At 64.6% G+C, this 17,348-nt stretch carries 17 protein-coding genes; 8 read left to right on the top strand and 9 right to left on the bottom strand.

All coding sequences use genetic code 11. The features are described 5' to 3' along the window. The first annotated feature begins 66 nt into the window (after positions 1–66). Together ylqF and SYNCC9605_RS12275 are read left to right on the top strand one after the other, a co-directional pair. Positions 67–933, top strand: a complete 867-nt coding sequence (ylqF, locus tag SYNCC9605_RS12280) for a ribosome biogenesis GTPase YlqF (RefSeq protein ID WP_011365386.1) — start codon at positions 67–69, stop codon at positions 931–933. Next, the gene (locus tag SYNCC9605_RS12275) at positions 930–1,931 is read left to right on the top strand and encodes an RluA family pseudouridine synthase (protein ID WP_011365385.1); all 1,002 of its coding nucleotides are present in this window, start codon (positions 930–932) and stop codon (positions 1,929–1,931) included. The genes ylqF and SYNCC9605_RS12275 overlap by 4 nt, the downstream gene beginning before the upstream one ends. A gap of 4 nt (positions 1,932–1,935) precedes the next feature. Here the strand turns inward: SYNCC9605_RS12275 and SYNCC9605_RS12270 are convergent, their stop codons facing one another. After that, complete coding sequence (locus SYNCC9605_RS12270; RefSeq protein ID WP_011365384.1) at positions 1,936–3,576, bottom strand: ABC transporter ATP-binding protein; 1,641 nt, start codon at positions 3,574–3,576, stop codon at positions 1,936–1,938. A 20-nt stretch (positions 3,577–3,596) separates the two neighbouring features. Between SYNCC9605_RS12270 and SYNCC9605_RS12265 the strand changes: the two genes are divergently transcribed. Further along, positions 3,597–5,930, top strand: a complete 2,334-nt coding sequence (locus SYNCC9605_RS12265; RefSeq protein ID WP_041435861.1) for a RelA/SpoT family protein — start codon at positions 3,597–3,599, stop codon at positions 5,928–5,930. On the opposite strand, the gene SYNCC9605_RS12260 is transcribed toward SYNCC9605_RS12265, so the two are convergent. Next, the gene (locus tag SYNCC9605_RS12260; protein ID WP_049749503.1) at positions 5,927–6,400 is read right to left on the bottom strand and encodes a DUF2062 domain-containing protein; all 474 of its coding nucleotides are present in this window, start codon (positions 6,398–6,400) and stop codon (positions 5,927–5,929) included. The two genes, SYNCC9605_RS12265 and SYNCC9605_RS12260, sit on opposite strands and share 4 nt — an antisense overlap. A 54-nt stretch (positions 6,401–6,454) precedes the next feature. Between SYNCC9605_RS12260 and mnmE the strand changes: the two genes are divergently transcribed. Genes mnmE through SYNCC9605_RS12235 form a run of 5 tightly spaced genes read left to right on the top strand, consistent with a single transcriptional unit; the run spans position 6,455 to position 12,581 of the window. Then, entirely contained in the window at positions 6,455–7,807 is a 1,353-nt protein-coding gene (gene mnmE, locus SYNCC9605_RS12255) for a tRNA uridine-5-carboxymethylaminomethyl(34) synthesis GTPase MnmE (protein ID WP_011365381.1), read from the top strand. Between the two features lie 23 nt (positions 7,808–7,830). Continuing rightward, on the top strand, positions 7,831–8,670 hold the full coding sequence (nadC, locus tag SYNCC9605_RS12250) for a carboxylating nicotinate-nucleotide diphosphorylase (protein ID WP_011365380.1): 840 nt from the start codon (positions 7,831–7,833) through the stop codon (positions 8,668–8,670). 43 nt (positions 8,671–8,713) lie between these two features. Next, a complete protein-coding gene (argS, locus tag SYNCC9605_RS12245; RefSeq protein WP_011365379.1) occupies positions 8,714–10,486 on the top strand; it encodes an arginine--tRNA ligase in 1,773 nt (590 codons plus the stop codon). Next, the gene (locus SYNCC9605_RS12240) at positions 10,483–11,601 is read left to right on the top strand and encodes a pyridoxal phosphate-dependent aminotransferase (protein WP_011365378.1); all 1,119 of its coding nucleotides are present in this window, start codon (positions 10,483–10,485) and stop codon (positions 11,599–11,601) included. Before argS ends, SYNCC9605_RS12240 begins: the two co-directional genes overlap by 4 nt. After that, positions 11,598–12,581, top strand: a complete 984-nt coding sequence (locus tag SYNCC9605_RS12235) for an asparaginase (protein ID WP_011365377.1) — start codon at positions 11,598–11,600, stop codon at positions 12,579–12,581. The genes SYNCC9605_RS12240 and SYNCC9605_RS12235 overlap by 4 nt, the downstream gene beginning before the upstream one ends. On the opposite strand, the gene SYNCC9605_RS12230 is transcribed toward SYNCC9605_RS12235, so the two are convergent. From SYNCC9605_RS12230 to prfB, 7 genes are all read right to left on the bottom strand, one after another. Continuing rightward, a complete protein-coding gene (locus SYNCC9605_RS12230; RefSeq protein ID WP_011365376.1) occupies positions 12,565–13,287 on the bottom strand; it encodes an MBL fold metallo-hydrolase in 723 nt (240 codons plus the stop codon). The two genes, SYNCC9605_RS12235 and SYNCC9605_RS12230, sit on opposite strands and share 17 nt — an antisense overlap. Before the next feature lie 26 nt (positions 13,288–13,313). Beyond that, positions 13,314–14,384, bottom strand: a complete 1,071-nt coding sequence (locus tag SYNCC9605_RS12225) for a hypothetical protein (RefSeq protein ID WP_011365375.1) — start codon at positions 14,382–14,384, stop codon at positions 13,314–13,316. Positions 14,385–14,398: 14 nt separating this feature from the next. Next, a complete protein-coding gene (locus SYNCC9605_RS12220; RefSeq protein ID WP_011365374.1) occupies positions 14,399–14,992 on the bottom strand; it encodes an anthranilate synthase component II in 594 nt (197 codons plus the stop codon). Between the two features lie 14 nt (positions 14,993–15,006). Continuing rightward, positions 15,007–15,414, bottom strand: coding sequence for a diacylglycerol kinase family protein (locus SYNCC9605_RS12215; RefSeq protein ID WP_257930035.1), 408 nt, complete (start codon positions 15,412–15,414; stop codon positions 15,007–15,009). A 122-nt stretch (positions 15,415–15,536) separates the two neighbouring features. Beyond that, positions 15,537–16,037: an rRNA maturation RNase YbeY gene (gene ybeY / locus SYNCC9605_RS12210; RefSeq protein ID WP_011365372.1), complete on the bottom strand. Its 501-nt coding sequence runs from the start codon at positions 16,035–16,037 to the stop codon at positions 15,537–15,539. Between the two features lie 2 nt (positions 16,038–16,039). Beyond that, positions 16,040–16,222, bottom strand: a complete 183-nt coding sequence (locus SYNCC9605_RS12205) for a DUF3285 domain-containing protein (protein ID WP_011365371.1) — start codon at positions 16,220–16,222, stop codon at positions 16,040–16,042. Continuing rightward, positions 16,209–17,337, bottom strand: a protein-coding gene (prfB, locus tag SYNCC9605_RS12200; RefSeq protein ID WP_156783134.1) for a peptide chain release factor 2 whose coding sequence is annotated in 2 segments (ribosomal slippage) — positions 16,209–17,261 and positions 17,263–17,337 — 1,128 coding nt in all. Because the reading frame shifts where the segments join, the coding sequence is not laid out codon by codon here. The genes SYNCC9605_RS12205 and prfB overlap by 14 nt, the downstream gene beginning before the upstream one ends. Between the last annotated feature and the right edge of the window lie 11 nt (positions 17,338–17,348).

Below are 17,348 nucleotides of genomic sequence, written 5' to 3'. Positions count from 1 at the left end.
CAATGGCGCCAGCGCGTTCAAAGTGAATCTGTTCCGGCTGGCCGTCTGTTCTGTGCGTTTGCGTTCGTGAGCACCCCAACGATCCAGTGGTACCCCGGCCACATCGCCAAGGCGGAGCAGCAGCTCAAACGCCATCTCGACAAGGTTGATCTGGTGATTGAGGTGCGTGATGCCCGCATCCCTCTCGCCACGGGGCATCCCCATCTCAATCGTTGGTTGAAGGGCAAACAGCATCTGTTGGTCATCAACCGGCGCGACATGGTCACCGCGGCGGCCAAGGAGGCCTGGGAGGCCTGGTTCAAGGCTCAGGGTCAGAAGACGGTTTGGTGTGATGCCAAGGCCGGAACCGGCGTGAAGCAGGTGCAGCAGGCCGCGATTCGTGCCGGCGACCAGCTCAACGAACGCCGCCGCAACCGGGGCATGCGGCCCAGGCCGGTGCGAGCCCTCACTCTGGGATTCCCCAACGTGGGTAAGTCGGCCCTGATCAACCGTCTTGTGCGGCAGAAGGTGGTGGCCAGTGCCCGGCGGGCAGGGGTGACGCGCACCCTGCGCTGGGTGCGTCTGGGACAAGACCTCGATCTCCTGGATGCCCCTGGCGTGCTGCCGCCTCGGCTCGATGACCAGCAGGCGGCCCTGCGGCTGGCCCTTTGCGACGACATCGGCCAGGCCGCCTACGACGGTGAGCTGGTGGCCCAGGCCTTCCTGCAGTTGCTGCTGGATGTGGAATCCCAGGCTGCAGCTGGCGTGACGATTCCGCTGCTGCAGGAGCGCTACGGCATTCCCCTTAGCGGTGAAACGGCCGACCCCGCCTTTTGGCTGGATGCCGCAGCAGCCCGCCACACCTCCGGTGAGACAGCGCGCATGGCCCAGCGGTTGCTGGATGATTTCCGTAAATCCGCCCTCGGCAGCATCGCCCTGGAGCTGCCGGCATGAGCCCGCATTGGAAACGTCCTCCGCTGCCGGAGGAGACCTTCACGGATCGCTTTGGCGAAGGGGAGGGCGAGCTGTTGACGCTGGCCTATCCCAAGCCGTTGCCGATGCGGCTGGACCGCTGGCTGGTAAGCCAGCGCACCGAGCAGAGCCGCGCCCGGATTCAGAAGTTCATCGACGCGGGCTATGTGCGCGTCAACGGCAAGACCGGCAAGGCCAAAACACCCCTGCGCCAGGGCGATGAGGTGCAGCTCTGGATGCCGCCACCGGAACCGCTGCCGTACCTCAAGCCGGAGCCGATGGATCTGGATGTGTTGTTTGAGGACGACCATCTGATCGTGCTCAACAAGCCAGCCGGACTGACGGTGCATCCGGCGCCAGGCAACAAGGACGGCACACTGGTGAATGGCCTGCTGCATCACTGCCCCGACCTGCCCGGCATCAGCGGCAAGCTGCGGCCTGGGATCGTGCACCGCCTTGATAAAGACACCACCGGCTGCATCGTGATTGCCAAGAGCCAGGAGGCCCTGGTGCGGCTGCAGGTTCAGATCCAGAAACGAATCGCCTCCCGCGAGTATTTCGCGGTCGTTCATGGCGTGCCCGGCGGTGATTCCGGCACGATCGTCGGCGCCATTGGCCGTCATCCGGCGGATCGCAAGAAGTACGCGGTGGTGAGCAGCGAAAACGGTCGGTATGCATGCACCCACTGGACCCTGGTGGAGCGTCTTGGCGACTACTCCCTGTTGCGCTTCAAGCTCGACACCGGACGGACCCATCAGATCCGGGTTCACTGCGCCCACATGAATCACCCCGTGGTTGGGGACCCCACCTACAGCCGCTGTCGCAAATTGCCGATCGAGCTGCCTGGTCAGGCCCTGCATGCCGTGCAGTTGGGGCTCGACCATCCGATCACCCGAGAGCGGATGATGTTTGAAGCCCCCCTGCCGCCGGTGATGGAGAAGTTGCTGGGAGTGTTGAGACGTCGCGCCGCGTCGGGCTGACGGCTTACCGCGGCAGCCTTGGACAGGCCTCCACGAGAGTTCGGCTGATCGGCGCCTGAGGTGCGCTGAAGATTCGGTCTCCAGGGCCCTCTTCAACCACTTTTCCTTTGTCCAGCACCATCACCCGGTGACAGAAGCCACTGGCCACCGAGAGGTCGTGGGTGATGAACACGATTGCGAGCCCCAACTCCTTCTGCAGCTCCCGCAGTAGCGCCAGCACATCCGCCTGCACTTCTGCATCGAGCATGCTGACGCTCTCATCGCAGATCAGCACCTTGGGTTTCAACGCCAGGGCGCGGGCGATGGCCACCCGCTGCTGCTGGCCGCCGGAAAGCTGCTTCGGCAGGCGATCTTGAAACTGCTCGGCCGGGCTGAGGCCAACCCGCTCCAGCAGGCGCCGGGCCTCCTCTCGGGCTGCGGCCTTGGAGCAGAGGCTATGGATCAGCAACGGATCGGCGATGGCATCCGCCACCTGCAGGGCCGGATTCAGGCAGGCCAGTGGGTCCTGAAACACCATCTGGAGGGCTCGCCGGGCCGTTCGCAGTGCTTCTCCGCGCAGGTTCAGCAGGTCTTGGCCCAGCAGGTCGACCCGTCCGCCGCGGATGGTGTTGAGCCCCATCAGGGCCCTGCAGAGAGTGCTTTTCCCACAGCCGGAGGCCCCCACCACCCCCAGGCTTTCCCCGGCCCTGAGCTCGAAACTCACCCCGTCCACCGCCTTCAGCCAGAGGGGCGCCCAAGGTGCGCCACCCACGGCATGCCAGCAGCGCATCTCCTCCACCCGCAGCACGTTGCTGTTGTCGGGACGTTCCGGAGAGCGTCCCCCTTCCCGGGCCTGGGCGGAGGCCACCAGCCGTTGCCCGACGGATGACTGCGGCCGGGTGAGCAGCTGGTGGCTGGGGCCGTCTTCCACCTTGCGTCCACCGTCGAGCATGGCCATGCGGTCGCACCAGCGAGCGGCCATGGCAAGGTCGTGGCTGATCAGCAGCAGGGCACTGCCCAGTTCCTGGCAGAGGCCGCTGAGCTCCGCCATCACCTGCCCGGCCACCGCCACATCCAGGCTGGTGGTGGGTTCGTCGGCGATCAGCAGCGGTGGTTCCAGGGCAATCGCCAAGGCAATGGCCAGGCGCTGTCGCATCCCACCGCTGAGCTCATGGGGGTAAGCGCGGAAGCGGTTGGCCCCGATGCCCACCCGCTCCAGCAGCTCCCGGGCCCGTTCCCGGTGCCCCGCGGTGCTGGTTTGAGGCCGGTGGGCTTTGAGGGTGTCGATCAGATGGCCGCCCACGCTCATCAGCGGATTCATCCGCGTCATCGGGTCCTGAAACACCAGACCCACGGTCTTGCTCCGCAGCTGCCGCAACTGCGGTCGCCTGAGTTGGCGTGGATCCTGGCCGGTCAAAGCCAGCCGTCCTTCACAGAGCGTTCCCTGGGGCAGCAGCTGCATCACGGCCCGCGCCACCGTGCTTTTGCCGCAGCCCGAAGATCCCACCAAGGCGAGGGTCTCCCCCGGTTCAAGGCTCAGATTCAGTCCATCCAGCGTCCACGACTCGCTGCCGGGGTAGCGCAAGCGCAGCTGTTCGAGTTCCAGAACAGGCCGGCCCATGAACAGTGCAACAGGAGCGACAGGGGGTCCTGCACTGAATACCATGGATTGACCCGATGGGTCGGATGCTCAACGCTGCCTCCACACCCAAAGAACCCCGAACCAGCACGGGTTCGGCCACGGTGGGCTGCGCGTTGCCCGAAGTCAGGCGTCATCCGATCCGTCATCCAGACGACTACGGCATCGCTCTGCCTGAGTGGTTGAGGGAGTGCATCGCCAATGTGCCCCCCGGCATTGGCCAGAGCTGCCCCACCGATGCCGAGGCGTTGCTGGTGTCGGCCTTTGATTTCGGCTTTCAGCTCCACGAGGGACAGTTCAGGGCCAGTGGAGACCCCTACATCGTCCATCCGGTGGCGGTGGCTGATCTGTTGCGTGACATCGGTGCCAGTGCTCCGGTCATCGCTGCGGGGTTCCTCCATGACGTGGTCGAAGACACCGACGTCACCCCCGATCAGATCGAGCTGCACTTCGGTTCCGAGGTGCGTGAACTGGTGGAGGGGGTCACCAAGCTCGGCGGTATCCACTTCAACGACCGCACGGAAGCTCAGGCGGAGAATCTGCGGCGAATGTTCCTGGCGATGGCCAGCGACATCCGTGTGGTGTTGGTGAAGCTGGCCGACCGCTTGCACAACATGCGCACCCTGGGTGCGTTGAAGGAAGAGAAGCGTCAGCGGATCGCCCGCGAAACCCGCGAGATCTATGCCCCCCTCGCCAACCGCCTCGGCATCGGCCGCTTCAAGTGGGAGCTTGAGGATCTGGCCTTCAAATTGCTGGAACCGGAGGCCTTCCGCGAGATTCAGGAGGAGGTGGCCACCAAGCGCAGCGAGCGTGAGCAACGCCTTGGCGTCACGGTGGGGCTGCTGAACGAGCGGCTGGAACGGGCTGGCCTAGACCACTGTGAGGTGAGTGGTCGCCCCAAACATCTGTTTGGCATCTGGAGCAAGATGCAGCGCCAGCAGAAGGAGTTCCACGAGATCTACGACGTGGCGGCGTTGCGGATCCTTACCCCCAATGTCGAGAGCTGCTACCGCGCCCTCGCGGTGGTTCACGACACCTTCCGCCCGATTCCCGGTCGCTTCAAGGACTACATCGGGTTGCCGAAACCCAACGGCTATCAATCCCTGCACACGGCGGTGATCGGTCGGCATCGCCCGATCGAGGTGCAGATCCGCACGCTTGAGATGCATCATGTGGCCGAATTCGGGATTGCGGCCCACTGGAAATACAAGGAAGGCGGCTCACCGGCCAGCAGCAGCAGTGATGCGGAGCGGTTCAACTGGCTGCGGCAGCTGGTGGATTGGCAACAGGAAGGCGGAAACGACGATCACAACGACTACCTCTCCTCGATCAAGGAAGACCTCTTCGACGAAGAGGTGTTTGTGTTCACCCCAAAAGGTGATGTGCTCGGTTTGCGCAAGGGGGCAACCGCCGTCGACTTCGCTTATCGCATCCACTCCGAGGTGGGCAACCACTGCCATGGCGTTCGCATCAACGATCGGCTGTGTCCGCTGCCGACGCCGCTGCAGAACGGTGATTTCGTTCGGGTGCTCACCAGCAAGACGGCCCACCCCAGCCTCGATTGGCTGAACTTCGTCGCCACGCCGACGGCCCGCAATCGCATTCGCCAGTGGTACAAGCGCAGCCATCGAGACGAAACGATTGAACGGGGTAAGGATCTGCTGGAGCGGGAGCTGGGCCGTGATGGTTTCGATGCCTTGCTGAATAGTGAGGCGATGCAGCGGGTGGCGCAGCGCTGCAATGTGCCAACCACCGAAGACCTTCTGGCGTCATTGGGATTTGGAGACGTCACGCTGCAGCAGGCGCTCAACCGTTTGCGCGAGGAGATGCGTCTGCTGGCGGAGCAGCAGCAGGCCCCTCCCAGCAACGAAGACGTGGCCGCGGCGTTGGTGCCATCGCGGGATCCGGCGGCGGACCGTTCCGTTGGCGCAGGGGCGATTCTAGGGCTGGAGGGCTTGGACTACCGCCTTGGTGGCTGCTGCAGTCCGTTGCCGGGTGAGTTGATCGTGGGCACTGTTGCCCTCGGTAACCATGGCATCACCATTCACCGGCAGGACTGCTCCAACGTAGAGACGATTCCGCGGGAACGGCGGCTTCCCGTGCGCTGGAACACCGCCCACGCCGAACAGGAGAAACAGCGTTTCCCGGTGCAGCTGCGAATCGAGGTGATCGATCGCGTTGGCATCCTCAAAGACATTCTGCTGCGTCTCTCCGATGGGGCCATCAACGTCAGTGATGCTCGGGTGACCACCGCCGCTGGCAAGCCGGCCCGCATTGATCTCCGGGTTGAGTTGGAGGGTGCCGATCAGCTCAGCCGCACCATGGATCAGATCCGCTCGATGGCGGATGTGATCGGGATTGCCCGGGTGGGCACGAGCTAGTTGCCTCTGCTCATCACGGCACGGGCTTCACGCCGCAGAAACAGGCGGTAGGCCATCCAGCCGCTGGCCATAGCTAGCACCATCCCCACAACGGTGGAGCCGAGCAGGATGCGCTGACTGAACTCCCAGCCCTGGGCCCAAAGGCTGCTGCGATTGAGCTCCGACAGGTTGATCCCGCCTTGGCCGGGGCCCAGCAGCCGACAGCCCACCAGGTAGTTGAACCAGTAGAGGGGCAGATAGGTGAGGGGGTTGCTCACCAAGGTGCCTGCGGCGGCGAGCAGGTGGTTGCCACGCACCACGCTGGCCACACCCACGCTGAGAAAGATCTGCAGCCCGAAGAAGGGGTAGCAGCCGCAGAACACGCCAGCGGCCAGGCCGCGGGCCCGCTGGCCTGGAGTTCCGTCCTGTCTCCACAACCAGAGGACCCCGCGGCGCATCCGGATGCGACTGAGGCGGAGCAACCGGCGCATGAACCCAGCAGAAGTCGGCCGGATCCTAGGTATGGATCACCAGCGGCGACTGCTGTGCCCAGCACCGACACGATTGCGGCAGTGGCCACCGCCGTGGCCCCAGGCCAGGGCGGGATCGCGGTGATTCGTCTCTCCGGGCCGGCTGCGGAAGCGACGGGGCGCAGCGTGGTGCATTGCCCGGGCCGACAGGAGTGGGGATCGCACCGGGTGGTGTACGGCCATGTGATCGATAGCGAGGGCCGCCGTCTCGATGAGGTGCTGCTGCTGCTGATGCGCGGGCCCCGCAGCTTCACCGGTGAGGACGTGGTGGAGATCCACTGCCACGGCGGGGTGATCGCCGTGCAGCGGGTGCTCGAAAAGGTGCTGCGGCAGCCGGGGGTGCGCCGGGCCCAGCCGGGCGAGTTCAGCCAGCGGGCCGTGCTCAACGGCCGGCTCGATCTCACCCGCGCCGAGGCGGTGAGTGAGCTGGTGGCGGCCCGCAGCCGCCGGGCGGCCGAGTTGGCCATGGCGGGCCTCGATGGCGGCATTCAGGCCGAGATCACGGTGCTGCGGGAACGGCTGCTCGATCAGCTCACCGAACTGGAGGCTCGGGTGGATTTCGAGGAGGACCTGCCGCCCCTCGATGGCGAGGCCCTGCTGCAGCAGCTGCAAGCCGTGCGTCTGGAGCTTCAGCAGTTGGTGCGCGATGGCGAGCGGGGCGATGCCCTGCGCCAGGGCCTGCGGGTGGCCCTGGTGGGTCGCCCCAACGTGGGAAAAAGTTCCCTGCTCAATCGGCTCAGCCGCCGTGAGCGGGCGATCGTGACCGATCTGCCGGGCACCACGCGGGATCTGCTGGAGAGCGAGATCGTGCTGGAGGGGGTGCCGATCACCCTGCTCGACACCGCCGGCATCCGCAGCACTGATGATGCGGTGGAGCAGCTGGGGATTGCCCGCAGCGAGCAAGCGCTGGCCACCGCGGATGTGGTGCTGTTGGTGCTCGATGGCCATGCGGGCTGGACCGCCGAAGACGCCGCCTTGCTGGCGCGCATCCCCGCGCAGATCCCCAGGATCCTGGTGGCCAACAAGGCCGATCTCCCTGCAGGGGCGTTCCCTCAGCCGGTGGATGTTCAGCTGTCGGCGTTGGAGGGCATGGGGGAGGCCGACCTGGTGCAGGCCCTGCTGGAGCGTTGCGGCGCTGCAGGCACCGACGGCATGTTGGTGGCGCTGAACCAACGCCAACGCGATCTGGCGGCCAGGGCGGCCGAGGCCCTGGCCCGCAGCCAGGAGGTGGCGGCCCAGCAGCTGCCCTGGGACTTCTGGACCATCGACCTGCGGGAGGCGATCCGCGCGCTGGGGGAGATCACCGGGGAAGAACTCACCGAAGCGGTGCTCGATCGGGTGTTTTCGCGCTTCTGCATCGGAAAATAGGTTCAGCGGACGTCTGGAACGGTTTGGACTGGCAATCCCCGGCACTCACCGCTGCCTTGGAGGCCTGGCTGGCGGAAGACATCGGCCGCGGCGATCTTACGGCGGCTGCCTTGCAGGGCCAGCAAGGTCAGGCCCATTGGGTCGCCAAACAGCCGGGTCGGTTTTGTGGTGGGCCATTGGTGCAGCGCTTGTTTCAGCGGCTGGATCCCGCGGTGAGCCTTCGGTTGCTGCGGCAGGATGGTGACGCCGTTGAGGCCGGTGACTGCCTGCTGGAGCTGCAGGGGCCGGCCACGGCTTTGGTGGCCGGGGAACGCACCGCCTTGAACCTGGCCATGCGGCTCTCGGGCATTGCAACCGCCACCGCCGCATTGGTGGCCCAGCTTGAGGGCAGCGGTGTGCGGCTGGCCGACACCCGCAAGACCACCCCTGGGCTTCGTCTGCTGGAGAAATACGCGGTGCGCTGCGGCGGCGGCATCAACCACCGCATGGGGCTGGATGACGCGGCCATGCTCAAAGAGAACCACATCGCCTGGGCGGGGGGCATCACGGCGGCCATCGCGGCTGTGCGTGAGCAGGCCCCCTGGCCCACGGCCGTGATTGTGGAAGCGGAGAGTGAGGCTCAGGCGCTGGAGGCGGTGCAGGCGGGCGCCAATGGAGTGCTGCTGGATGAATTCAGCCCTGAACAGCTCACGCAGCTCGTGCCGCGCCTGCGGGACTGCAGCAGTCGCGGGGTGGTGCTGGAGGCCTCCGGCATTCAGCCCGAGCAGTTGCAGGCCTACGCCTCCACCGGCATCGATCTGATCTCCACCAGCGCGCCGGTCACCCGCAGCCGCTGGTTGGACCTGAGCATGCGTTTCACCTGAAGAGGGATGATCAGAGCCGGATTCCCCCGGCCACGCACTGCCCATGCTCAGCCTGTCCCAGTCCCTGGATGCCCAGCTGCGGGCGGCGATGCAACGGGCCTTCCCGGAGGCCGATGCGGGGCTGGACCCCCAACTGGCTTCCGCCAGCAAGCAGGAATTTGGCGACTTTCAGGCCAATGGTGCGCTGCCCCTGGCCAAGCCCTTGAAGCAGGCCCCTCGGCAGATCGCCACGGCGATTGTTGAGCAGCTGCAGGCCGACCCTGCATTCACAGACCTCTGCCTGGAGCCCCAGATCGCGGGGCCTGGTTTCATCAACCTCACGATTCGCCCGGAGCGGCTGGCAGCAGAGGTGTCGGCACGGCTGGGGGACGAGCGGCTCGGCGTGCCGGCGGTCAGCAACGCGGCGCCGGTGGTGGTGGATTTTTCCAGCCCCAACATCGCCAAGGAGATGCATGTGGGGCATCTGCGCTCCACGATCATTGGCGACTCGCTGGCGCGGGTGCTGGAGTTCCGCGGCCATCCGGTGCTGCGCCTCAATCACGTGGGCGACTGGGGCACCCAGTTCGGCATGCTCATTACCCATCTCAAGCAGGTGGCGCCAGAAGCCCTGGACACCGCCGATGCGGTGGATCTGGGAGACCTCGTGGCCTTCTATCGCGAGGCCAAGAAGCGCTTCGATGACGATGAAGCCTTCCAGTCCACCTCCCGCGATGAGGTGGTGAAGCTGCAGGGGGGCGATCCGGTGTCGCTCAAGGCCTGGGGCTTGCTCTGCGATCAGTCTCGGCGTGAGTTCCAGAAGATCTACGACCGGCTCGACATTCTCTTAAGCGAACGCGGCGAGTCGTTTTACAACCCCTTTCTGCCGGCGGTGATTGATGGCTTGAAGGCCGCCGAGCTGCTGGTCACCGATGACGGTGCCCAGTGCGTGTTCCTTGAGGGTGTGCAGGGCAAGGACGGTAAGCCTCTGCCGGTGATCGTGCAGAAGAGCGACGGTGGCTTCAACTACGCCACCACTGATCTAGCGGCGATTCGCTACCGCTTTGGTGCGGCCCCGGAGGGGGATGGGGCCCGCCGCGTGGTGTACGTCACCGATGCCGGCCAGGCGAACCATTTCGCTGGGGTGTTCCAGGTGGCCGAACGGGCCGGTTGGATCCCAGACGGTGCGCGCCTCGAGCACGTGCCCTTTGGCCTGGTGCAGGGGGAGGACGGCAAGAAGCTCAAGACCCGCGCCGGCGACACCGTGCGTCTGCGGGATCTGCTCGATGAAGCCGTCGAGCGCGCCGAAACCGATCTGCGCTCACGCCTGAAGGAGGAGGAACGCAGCGAGTCGGAAGAGTTCATCCAGCATGTGGCGGGCACCGTGGGTTTGGCAGCGGTGAAATACGCCGACCTCAGCCAGAACCGGATCACCAATTACCAGTTCTCCTTCGATCGGATGCTGGCGTTGCAGGGCAACACGGCGCCCTATCTGCTCTATGCCGTGGTGCGCATTGCTGGCATCGCCCGCAAGGGGGGCGACCTTGCGGCCACCAATGCCCAACTGCAGTTCAGCGAGCCCCAGGAGTGGGCCCTGGTGCGGGAGCTGCTCAAGTTCGATGCCGTGATCGCTGAGGTGGAGGAGGAGCTGCTGCCCAACCGGTTGTGCAGCTATCTGTTTGAGCTCAGCCAGGTGTTCAACCGCTTCTACGACCAGGTGCCGGTGCTCAAGGCCGATCCTGAAGCGCTGGCATCCCGCCTCGCCCTCTGCCGTTTAACGGCCGACACCCTCAGACTGGGGCTCGGACTGCTGGGCATCGCCACCCTGGACCGCATGTGAGCGACAACACTCAACCGTTCACACCCGGTGGTGCTCCCGCGGCTCGCGCTGCCGTGGAGCGGCTCAAGGCCTACAGCGCGCCGCTAGAGGGCCGCCGCCAGATGCTGCGGCTGGATTTCAACGAGAACACGATTGGCCCGAGCCCCCTCGTGGCCCAGGCCCTGCGCAACTTCAGCACCGAAGAGATTGCCGTTTATCCCGAGTACGACGGCCTGCGGGTCGCGTTGCTTCAGAACCTGCTGGAAACCGGCTGCCGGCCAGGGTTGAAGCACGATCAGGTGGGCTTGTTCAACGGAGTGGATGCCGCCATTCATGCGGTGTTTCAGGCCTATGGCGATGCCGGTGAGACGTTGCTCACCACAGCGCCCACCTTTGGCTACTACAGCCCCTGCGCCGGCATGCAGGGCATGACGATCGAGGCGATCCCCTACGAAGGGGAGTTGTTCGACTTCCCATTGGCGGCCATTCAAAAGGCATTGGCGGCCCGACCGCCGCGGTTGCTGCTGATCTGCAACCCCAATAACCCCACCGGCACGCGCTTGGCGGCAGATCAGGTGATTGCTTTGGCGGCCTCAGCCCCGGGCACCTTGGTGGTGGTGGATGAGCTCTATGAGGCCTTCACCGGAGACAGCGTGCTGCTGAGTGCAGATTTCACGGCCACACCGAATCTGCTGGTGTTCCGCTCCCTGGCCAAAACGGCCGGTTTGGCGGGGCTGCGCATCGGCTTTGCGATCGGTCATGCCGATGTGGTCGATCGGGTGAGCCGCGTCACGGGGCCCTACGACGTCAACAGCGTGGCCGTGGCCGCGGCGTTTGCTGCCTTAGCAGATCAGTCGTACGTGGATGCCTATGTGGCCGAGGTGCTGCGGGCTCGCGACTGGACCCTGCAGGCGTTGCGGGACGCGGGGGTTCGGCATCACTGCGATGGCGGCAACTATCTGCTGATTTGGCCCCAGCGCCCGGTGGCGGAGGTGGATGCAACGTTGCGCGAGGTGGGAATCCTGGTGCGTTCGATGGTGGGCAAGCCCCTGATTGATGGGTGCTTCAGGGTGAGCATCGGCACCACCAGCCAGATGCAGCGCTTCATGGAGGCGTTCCTCCCCCTGGAGCAATGAAGCGCCTGCTGCTGCTGGCCACCGGCGGCACCATTGCTGGCTGTGCGGAGAACAGCGCAATGCTGAACGATTACACCGCGGGCGTGCTGGGGGGCGACGCCCTGCTGGCGGCGGTGCCGCAGCTGCAGGACCTGGCCACGATCAGCGTTGAGCAGATCGCCAATGTCGACAGCGCCGACCTATTGTTTGTCCATTGGCGAGCGCTGGTGGGGCGCATTCGCGATGCCTTTGCGGCAGATCCAGAGCTGGCCGGGGTGGTGATCACCCATGGCACCAACACCCTGGAGGAAACCGCCTGGTTGCTGCAGTTGTTGATCGACGATCCCCGGCCGGTGGTGCTGGTGGGGGCGATGCGGCCGGCCACGGCCCTCAGTGCCGATGGGCCGCTCAACCTTTTTCAAGGCGTGCAGGTGGCGTTGAGCCCCGAAGCGCGCGGCCAGGGCGCGTTGGTGGTGATGGATGGACAGATCCATGCCGCCGAGCGGGTTACCAAGCTGGCCACCCAGGGGGTGGGGGCCTTTGCTAGCCCCCTTAGCGGGCCCTTGGGCTGGGTGGACGACGTTGGCGTTCATCTGTCAACAGCGCGCGGACTTCGGCAGGTGCCCTTCGCTGATCTCGCTTTACCGGAGCAATGGCCCCAGGTGCCGATCGTCTACGGCTGTGTGGAGCCTGAGCCGCTTCTGCTAAGTGCTTGTCTCAAGGCCGGTGTTGCGGGCCTGGTGTTCACCGGCACGGGTGCCGGCCAGTTGTCGGTGGCTGAGCGTTCGGCGCTTCAGGCTTGGCCAGGGAAGCGACCGTTGATGCTGCGGGCCAACCGCTGTGGGTCGGGGTCCGTGCATTGCGATTCCGAGGATCAACGGCTTGGTCTGCTGTCAGCAGGCAGCCTCAATCCCCAGAAAGCCAGGGTGGTGCTTTTGATGGCTTTGCTGGCGGGTTGGGACCGAGATCAGCTGGATGCGCTGATCACTGCATCACCGTGATCACTGTGGTGTCGTCGAGGCGGCCAGGCAGGGTTTGGCTCCGGCCCAACCGGCGCACGGCGGTGCCACCCATGGCATCGAGGAAAGGTTGAACACCCTCTTGGTCGCAGCCTTCCGGCGCGTCGCCGTTGACGTACTGCACCGGAATCACGCGCTTGGGATTCAATTGATTCACCACTGCCGCGGCTTCTTCGGCGGTGTAGATCTTGCTGCCGCCGCCCACGCCGATGATCAGCACATCGGGGTTGCCCAGCAGCACCCTGTCGGCAGGTGCGAGCTCACCAGCGGTGGCACCGAGGTGGGCAAAGTTGAGGCCCCCCTGCTGCCAGCGCCAGAGGGTGGCGTTGCCAAAGCGGCGTCCGCCCACGCGGTCGTGGGGATTGGCAAAGCCCTCCAGGCTCAGGCCACCAATCCGGTACGACCCGGGTTGGGCCAGAAAGCGGCCGCCGGCCACGTCGCGGGCTCCTTCATCCGCCAGTTCGGAGTTGGCCAGAACAACGCCGGCCGTCAGCCGGGGCTCAGGCAGCCCTGCTGCACAACCCACTGCTTTGTAAGGGTTGAGCAGCACTGACTGGCCGCCCCCCTGGATCAGCAATGCCCGTTGCCCGTAGCTGCTGATCGATACCCCACCGCCCGCAATGGCCGGCGACGTGAGGCTGAGTGCCAGGCCTGCAGCGGCGGTCACAGCGGAACGCAGGACGGACATGGGATAGGAAGATCGTGCTTTGGACGCTAACAGCGTTCTTTCTTGCTGCCGATGGCACTGCCCAGTCGCTGCAGCCAGGCCCTGATGCGCTGTAAACGTGGAATCAACCGCCGACGGATTCGCTGGGTGGCCTGATCAATCGCTTTTTGTTCGGCCGCGTTAGGGGCAGGGCTCTCCGCCGCAGCTGAGGGTCTGAAGATCTGATCCCATGGGCATCCCCAGATCCGATGGGAAAAGCGGTTGTTCGCTGTTGCGAAGTGGGCCCGGATGCGCTGGTTGAGCTCTGGATCAACGCCCATATAGGGCGTTTCCATCCAGTTGCGCCGCTCGGCTTCCTGGCAGAGCAGGGTGCGCGCCCGCTTGGCCCTTTTGCCCAGACGAACGCCCTCGCGTTGGAGCTCCTGGCTGAGCTGCAACGCGGTGCGGATGGCCAGATCACCCGGCTGGGAGTTCTGGTTGGCCACCAACTTGAACCGCACGTTGTCCGGAATTCCCAGGCAGTGGATCACCTGAGCGAAGGGTTCCTTGGGGCCATCTCCAAGAGATGGCGGTGGGGTGATGGAGCGGCCATAGGGAAAGAACACCGCATGGACGGATGGTTGCTTGTCGAGCCAGCCGAACAGCTGTTCCGGATCGCAGGTGCGTTTGCCAATCGATGGCTTCATCGCTTTGGCGGCGTAGGCCTCCAGCGACTGCGCCGTGGCGAAGCGCTTGACGTGCTGGGTGTAGTGAGAGTTGAGGTAGCTGGGTTGATCCCGCACAAAGCCAATCACGGTCACATCGACGCCGGCTTGGTTCAATTTCTTCAGCAGCCAATCACCGAGGCAGCGGTTGTCCTTGGCAGACCGGGGCCGACAAAGGATGTGTGAGAACGCCTCATGGGACACGATCGGGGTGAATCCTTGCGTTTGGGCCTGACGAATCAGCTTTCGCCAGGGTTTGAAGTTCTTCTTTCGAACGGCCTTGAGCAGCGTCTTCCGTTCCTTGGAGGCGTAGCGAAAGCCGAAATCCTGGAGTTTTGGATTGTTGGCTTTCAACCGTCTCTGAATCGTTGTGGATGCCGTTTTGTGCATCCCGATGTGCAAGATGAGCCTCATGATGCTCGGCTGGATCAGCCTTCCGCTTCCAGCAGAAAGTTGGCCAGCAGTTGGTGGCCTTGATCGGTGAGCACGCTTTCAGGGTGGAACTGCACCCCCTGCAGGTGCGGATGCTCCCGGTGCCTCAGGCCCATAATCGTGCCGTCTTCGAGCCAGGCGGTCACCTCGAGGCAGTCCGGCAGGGTGTCGCGTTCGGCGATCAGAGAGTGGTAGCGGGTGGCCGTCAGCGGTTGGGGCAGTCCCGCGAACACGCCGTCACCTTTGTGCAGAACGGGTGAGGTCTTGCCGTGCATCTGCTGCTGGGCGCGCACCACCCGGCCGCCGTACACCTGGGCGATGGCCTGATGGCCCAGGCACACCCCCAGGGTGGGCACCGTTGCGGAAAGTTCTTTGAGGATGTCGAGGCAGACGCCCGATTGATCCGGGTCCCCAGGGCCTGGAGAGAGCAGGATCGCGTCGGGCTTCAGGGCGCGGATCTGCTCCAGGCTGATGGCGTCGTTGCGATGCACCTGCAGATCCGCTGCCAAAGGATGCTGGGCGGCGAGCTCACCGAAGTACTGCACCAGGTTGAAGGTGAAGCTGTCGTAGTTGTCGATGACCAGCAGCATCTGAGAATCGGGAGTCAGAGCCCCAGGCGGAGCAAGAGCGGCGGAAGCAGGAGAAACAGAGCGATCAGCAAGGAGCTGATGGCGGCCGTCAGCACGGCGGCAGCAGCACAGTCTTTGGCGATGCGGGCCAAGGGGTGATAGCGCCGGCCAATGGCCAGATCCACCACCGCTTCTACCGCTGTGTTCAGCAGCTCCAACACCAGAACGGCAGCCACCGTAAGCACCAGCACGGCCAGGCGGATCAGATCCAGTTGCAGCCAGGTGGCCAGGCCAAACACCACCAGCCCCGTCACCACATGGATGCGGAAGTTGCGCTGGGTGAGGAAGGCGTAGCCAAGGCCCTGGGCGGCGTAGCGAAAACTTGCCGGCAGATCGCCGGCGATGCGCCAGCTGCCCCGTCGCCGCATGGCGTTGGGCACCATGGCCACCTCCTCTGAAGCTGCGTCTGCGGAGGCTGTCCGGGTTGATTTAGTGGTCATCGGAACGCAACTCCAACTCCGCAGGGCACATGACCGCTGCTCGAAGATTACCCGGACTGTTCAGGTCACCCATCCCCAAGAAGCCTCTCCTGCAGGGCAAGCATCGTGGCAAGGCTTTTCTCATCGGGATGGTCCCAGCCCAGCAGGTGCAGCAGGCCATGGCTCACCAGCCAGCGCAATTCCTGTTGCAGGCTGTGCCCCTGCTCCTGGGCCTGACGCCGGGCCGTCTCCAGAGAAACGACGATGTCTCCCAGTTCGATGCTGGGGCCCTCCATCCAGTCGCCGGCGTCGTCGAGGGCGGCAAACGACAACACATCCGTGGGACCTGTCTTCTGGCGCCAGGTGCTGTTCAAATCCGCGATGGTGGCGTCATCGATGAAGCGCAGCCCCAGGCTCAACTCCTCCGCCGAACGCACCAGCGTTGGGCAGTCGAGGCTCTCATCCCCGCAAACGATCTGCAGCCAATGCTCCAACTGCTGAAGCCAGACCGTTTCATCGAGCAAATCGCCGATTTCCGAGGCTTGCAGAGCCCCTTCCTCCCGATCCAGTGCGAGGTCGAGCTCCATGCCTAGCCCGGCAGGGTTGGACGCCCCAGCCAAGCCACGAGGGTGATGAAGCCAAGGAATCCCATGGCGGTGAGGCCGAAGTGAAACAGGCTCTTGCTGCCCTTGCGCACCATGTTGCGCATGGCCTGTTTGACGAAGCTCGGCTGTGGAGTGCTCTCGCTGGCCATGGGATCAGGAATCGGCATCGGCGCCCGGACTCTCTACACCCTGGCGCAAAGAGGCGTCGATGAACGGGTCGAGGGCCCCATCCATCACCGCTTGCACATCGTTGGTTTCTTCATTGGTGCGCAGGTCTTTCACCATTTGGTATGGCTGAAAAACGTAGTTGCGGATCTGGTTGCCCCAGGCCGCTTCAACGATGTCGCCGCGGATGTCGGCGATTTCGGCCGCCCGTTGCTCCTGGGCGATCACCAGCAGCTTGGCCATCAGCAACGCCATCGCTTTCTCCTTGTTCTGGAGCTGGGAGCGCTCCTGGGTGCAGCGCACAAACAGCCCGGTTGGGATGTGCAGGATGCGCACAGCCGTTTCCACCTTGTTCACGTTCTGGCCACCCGCGCCGCCCGAGCGGCTGGTGGTGATCTCCAGGTCCTTTTCAGGAATATCGAGCTTGACCTCCTCCTCGATCTTGGGCATCACCTCCACACCGGCAAAGCTGGTCTGGCGCTTGTCATTGGCGTTGAACGGTGAGATGCGCACCAAGCGGTGGGTGCCCTTTTCGTTGCGCAGGTAGCCGTAGGCGTAGCGACCTTCGATCTCGATCGTGCAGCTCTTGATCCCGGCTTCCTCCCCTTCGGAGAGTTCGTCCACGGTCACCTTCATGCCGTGGTCTTCTGCCCAGCGGGTGTACATGCGCAGCAGCATCTGGGCCCAGTCCTGGGCATCCGTTCCGCCGGCCCCTGCATTGATGCTGAGCACGGCACCCTCTTTGTCGTATTCGCCGCTGAGCAGGCGCTCCAGCTCCCAACGGTCCAGCCCCTGACGCAGCTGATTCAACCCGTTCTGAGCCTCCTGCAGTAGGTCCTCATCCGGCTCTAGCTCGTAAAGCTCAAGGGTGGCCTGGGCGTCGTCGACAGCACCGCGCCATCCGCCCAGCTGAGACAGCTGGGCCTTCACCTCATCCAGACGCCGCATCTGCTTCTGGGCGTTCTGCTGGTCATCCCAGAAATCGGGCTGGGCCGCGAGTTGTTCGAGATCTTGTTGCCTGGCGTTCAGTGCAGGAACGTCAAAGACAGTCCTGGGCATTGCCCAGGCGGTCAGTGAGCTCGGAGAGGTCGCGTTTGAAGTCGGTGAGATCCAGCAAGGACTCGGTCC

It is taken from the genome of Synechococcus sp. CC9605 (assembly GCF_000012625.1).
Lineage (GTDB): Bacteria > Cyanobacteriota > Cyanobacteriia > PCC-6307 > Cyanobiaceae > Parasynechococcus.
The sequence above is the reverse complement of the archived record's forward strand: the minus strand, read 5'-3'. Positions and strand labels throughout refer to the sequence as shown.

What these genes read in the sequence shown, in the direction of transcription:
- SYNCC9605_RS12275 (WP_011365385.1), top strand. Translation starts at nt 930, where the DNA reads ATGAGCCCGCATTGGAAACGTCCTCCGCTGCCGGAGGAGACCTTCACG.
- SYNCC9605_RS12270 (WP_011365384.1), bottom strand. Translation starts at nt 3,576, where the DNA reads ATGGTATTCAGTGCAGGACCCCCTGTCGCTCCTGTTGCACTGTTCATG.
- SYNCC9605_RS12265 (WP_041435861.1), top strand. Translation starts at nt 3,597, where the DNA reads ATGCTCAACGCTGCCTCCACACCCAAAGAACCCCGAACCAGCACGGGT.
- SYNCC9605_RS12260 (WP_049749503.1), bottom strand. Translation starts at nt 6,400, where the DNA reads ATGCGCCGGTTGCTCCGCCTCAGTCGCATCCGGATGCGCCGCGGGGTC.
- argS (WP_011365379.1), top strand. Translation starts at nt 8,714, where the DNA reads ATGCTCAGCCTGTCCCAGTCCCTGGATGCCCAGCTGCGGGCGGCGATG.
- SYNCC9605_RS12235 (WP_011365377.1), top strand. Translation starts at nt 11,598, where the DNA reads ATGAAGCGCCTGCTGCTGCTGGCCACCGGCGGCACCATTGCTGGCTGT.
- SYNCC9605_RS12230 (WP_011365376.1), bottom strand. Translation starts at nt 13,287, where the DNA reads ATGTCCGTCCTGCGTTCCGCTGTGACCGCCGCTGCAGGCCTGGCACTC.
- SYNCC9605_RS12225 (WP_011365375.1), bottom strand. Translation starts at nt 14,384, where the DNA reads ATGAGGCTCATCTTGCACATCGGGATGCACAAAACGGCATCCACAACG.
- SYNCC9605_RS12220 (WP_011365374.1), bottom strand. Translation starts at nt 14,992, where the DNA reads ATGCTGCTGGTCATCGACAACTACGACAGCTTCACCTTCAACCTGGTG.
- SYNCC9605_RS12215 (WP_257930035.1), bottom strand. Translation starts at nt 15,414, where the DNA reads ATGGTGCCCAACGCCATGCGGCGACGGGGCAGCTGGCGCATCGCCGGC.
- ybeY (WP_011365372.1), bottom strand. Translation starts at nt 16,037, where the DNA reads ATGGAGCTCGACCTCGCACTGGATCGGGAGGAAGGGGCTCTGCAAGCC.
- SYNCC9605_RS12205 (WP_011365371.1), bottom strand. Translation starts at nt 16,222, where the DNA reads ATGCCGATTCCTGATCCCATGGCCAGCGAGAGCACTCCACAGCCGAGC.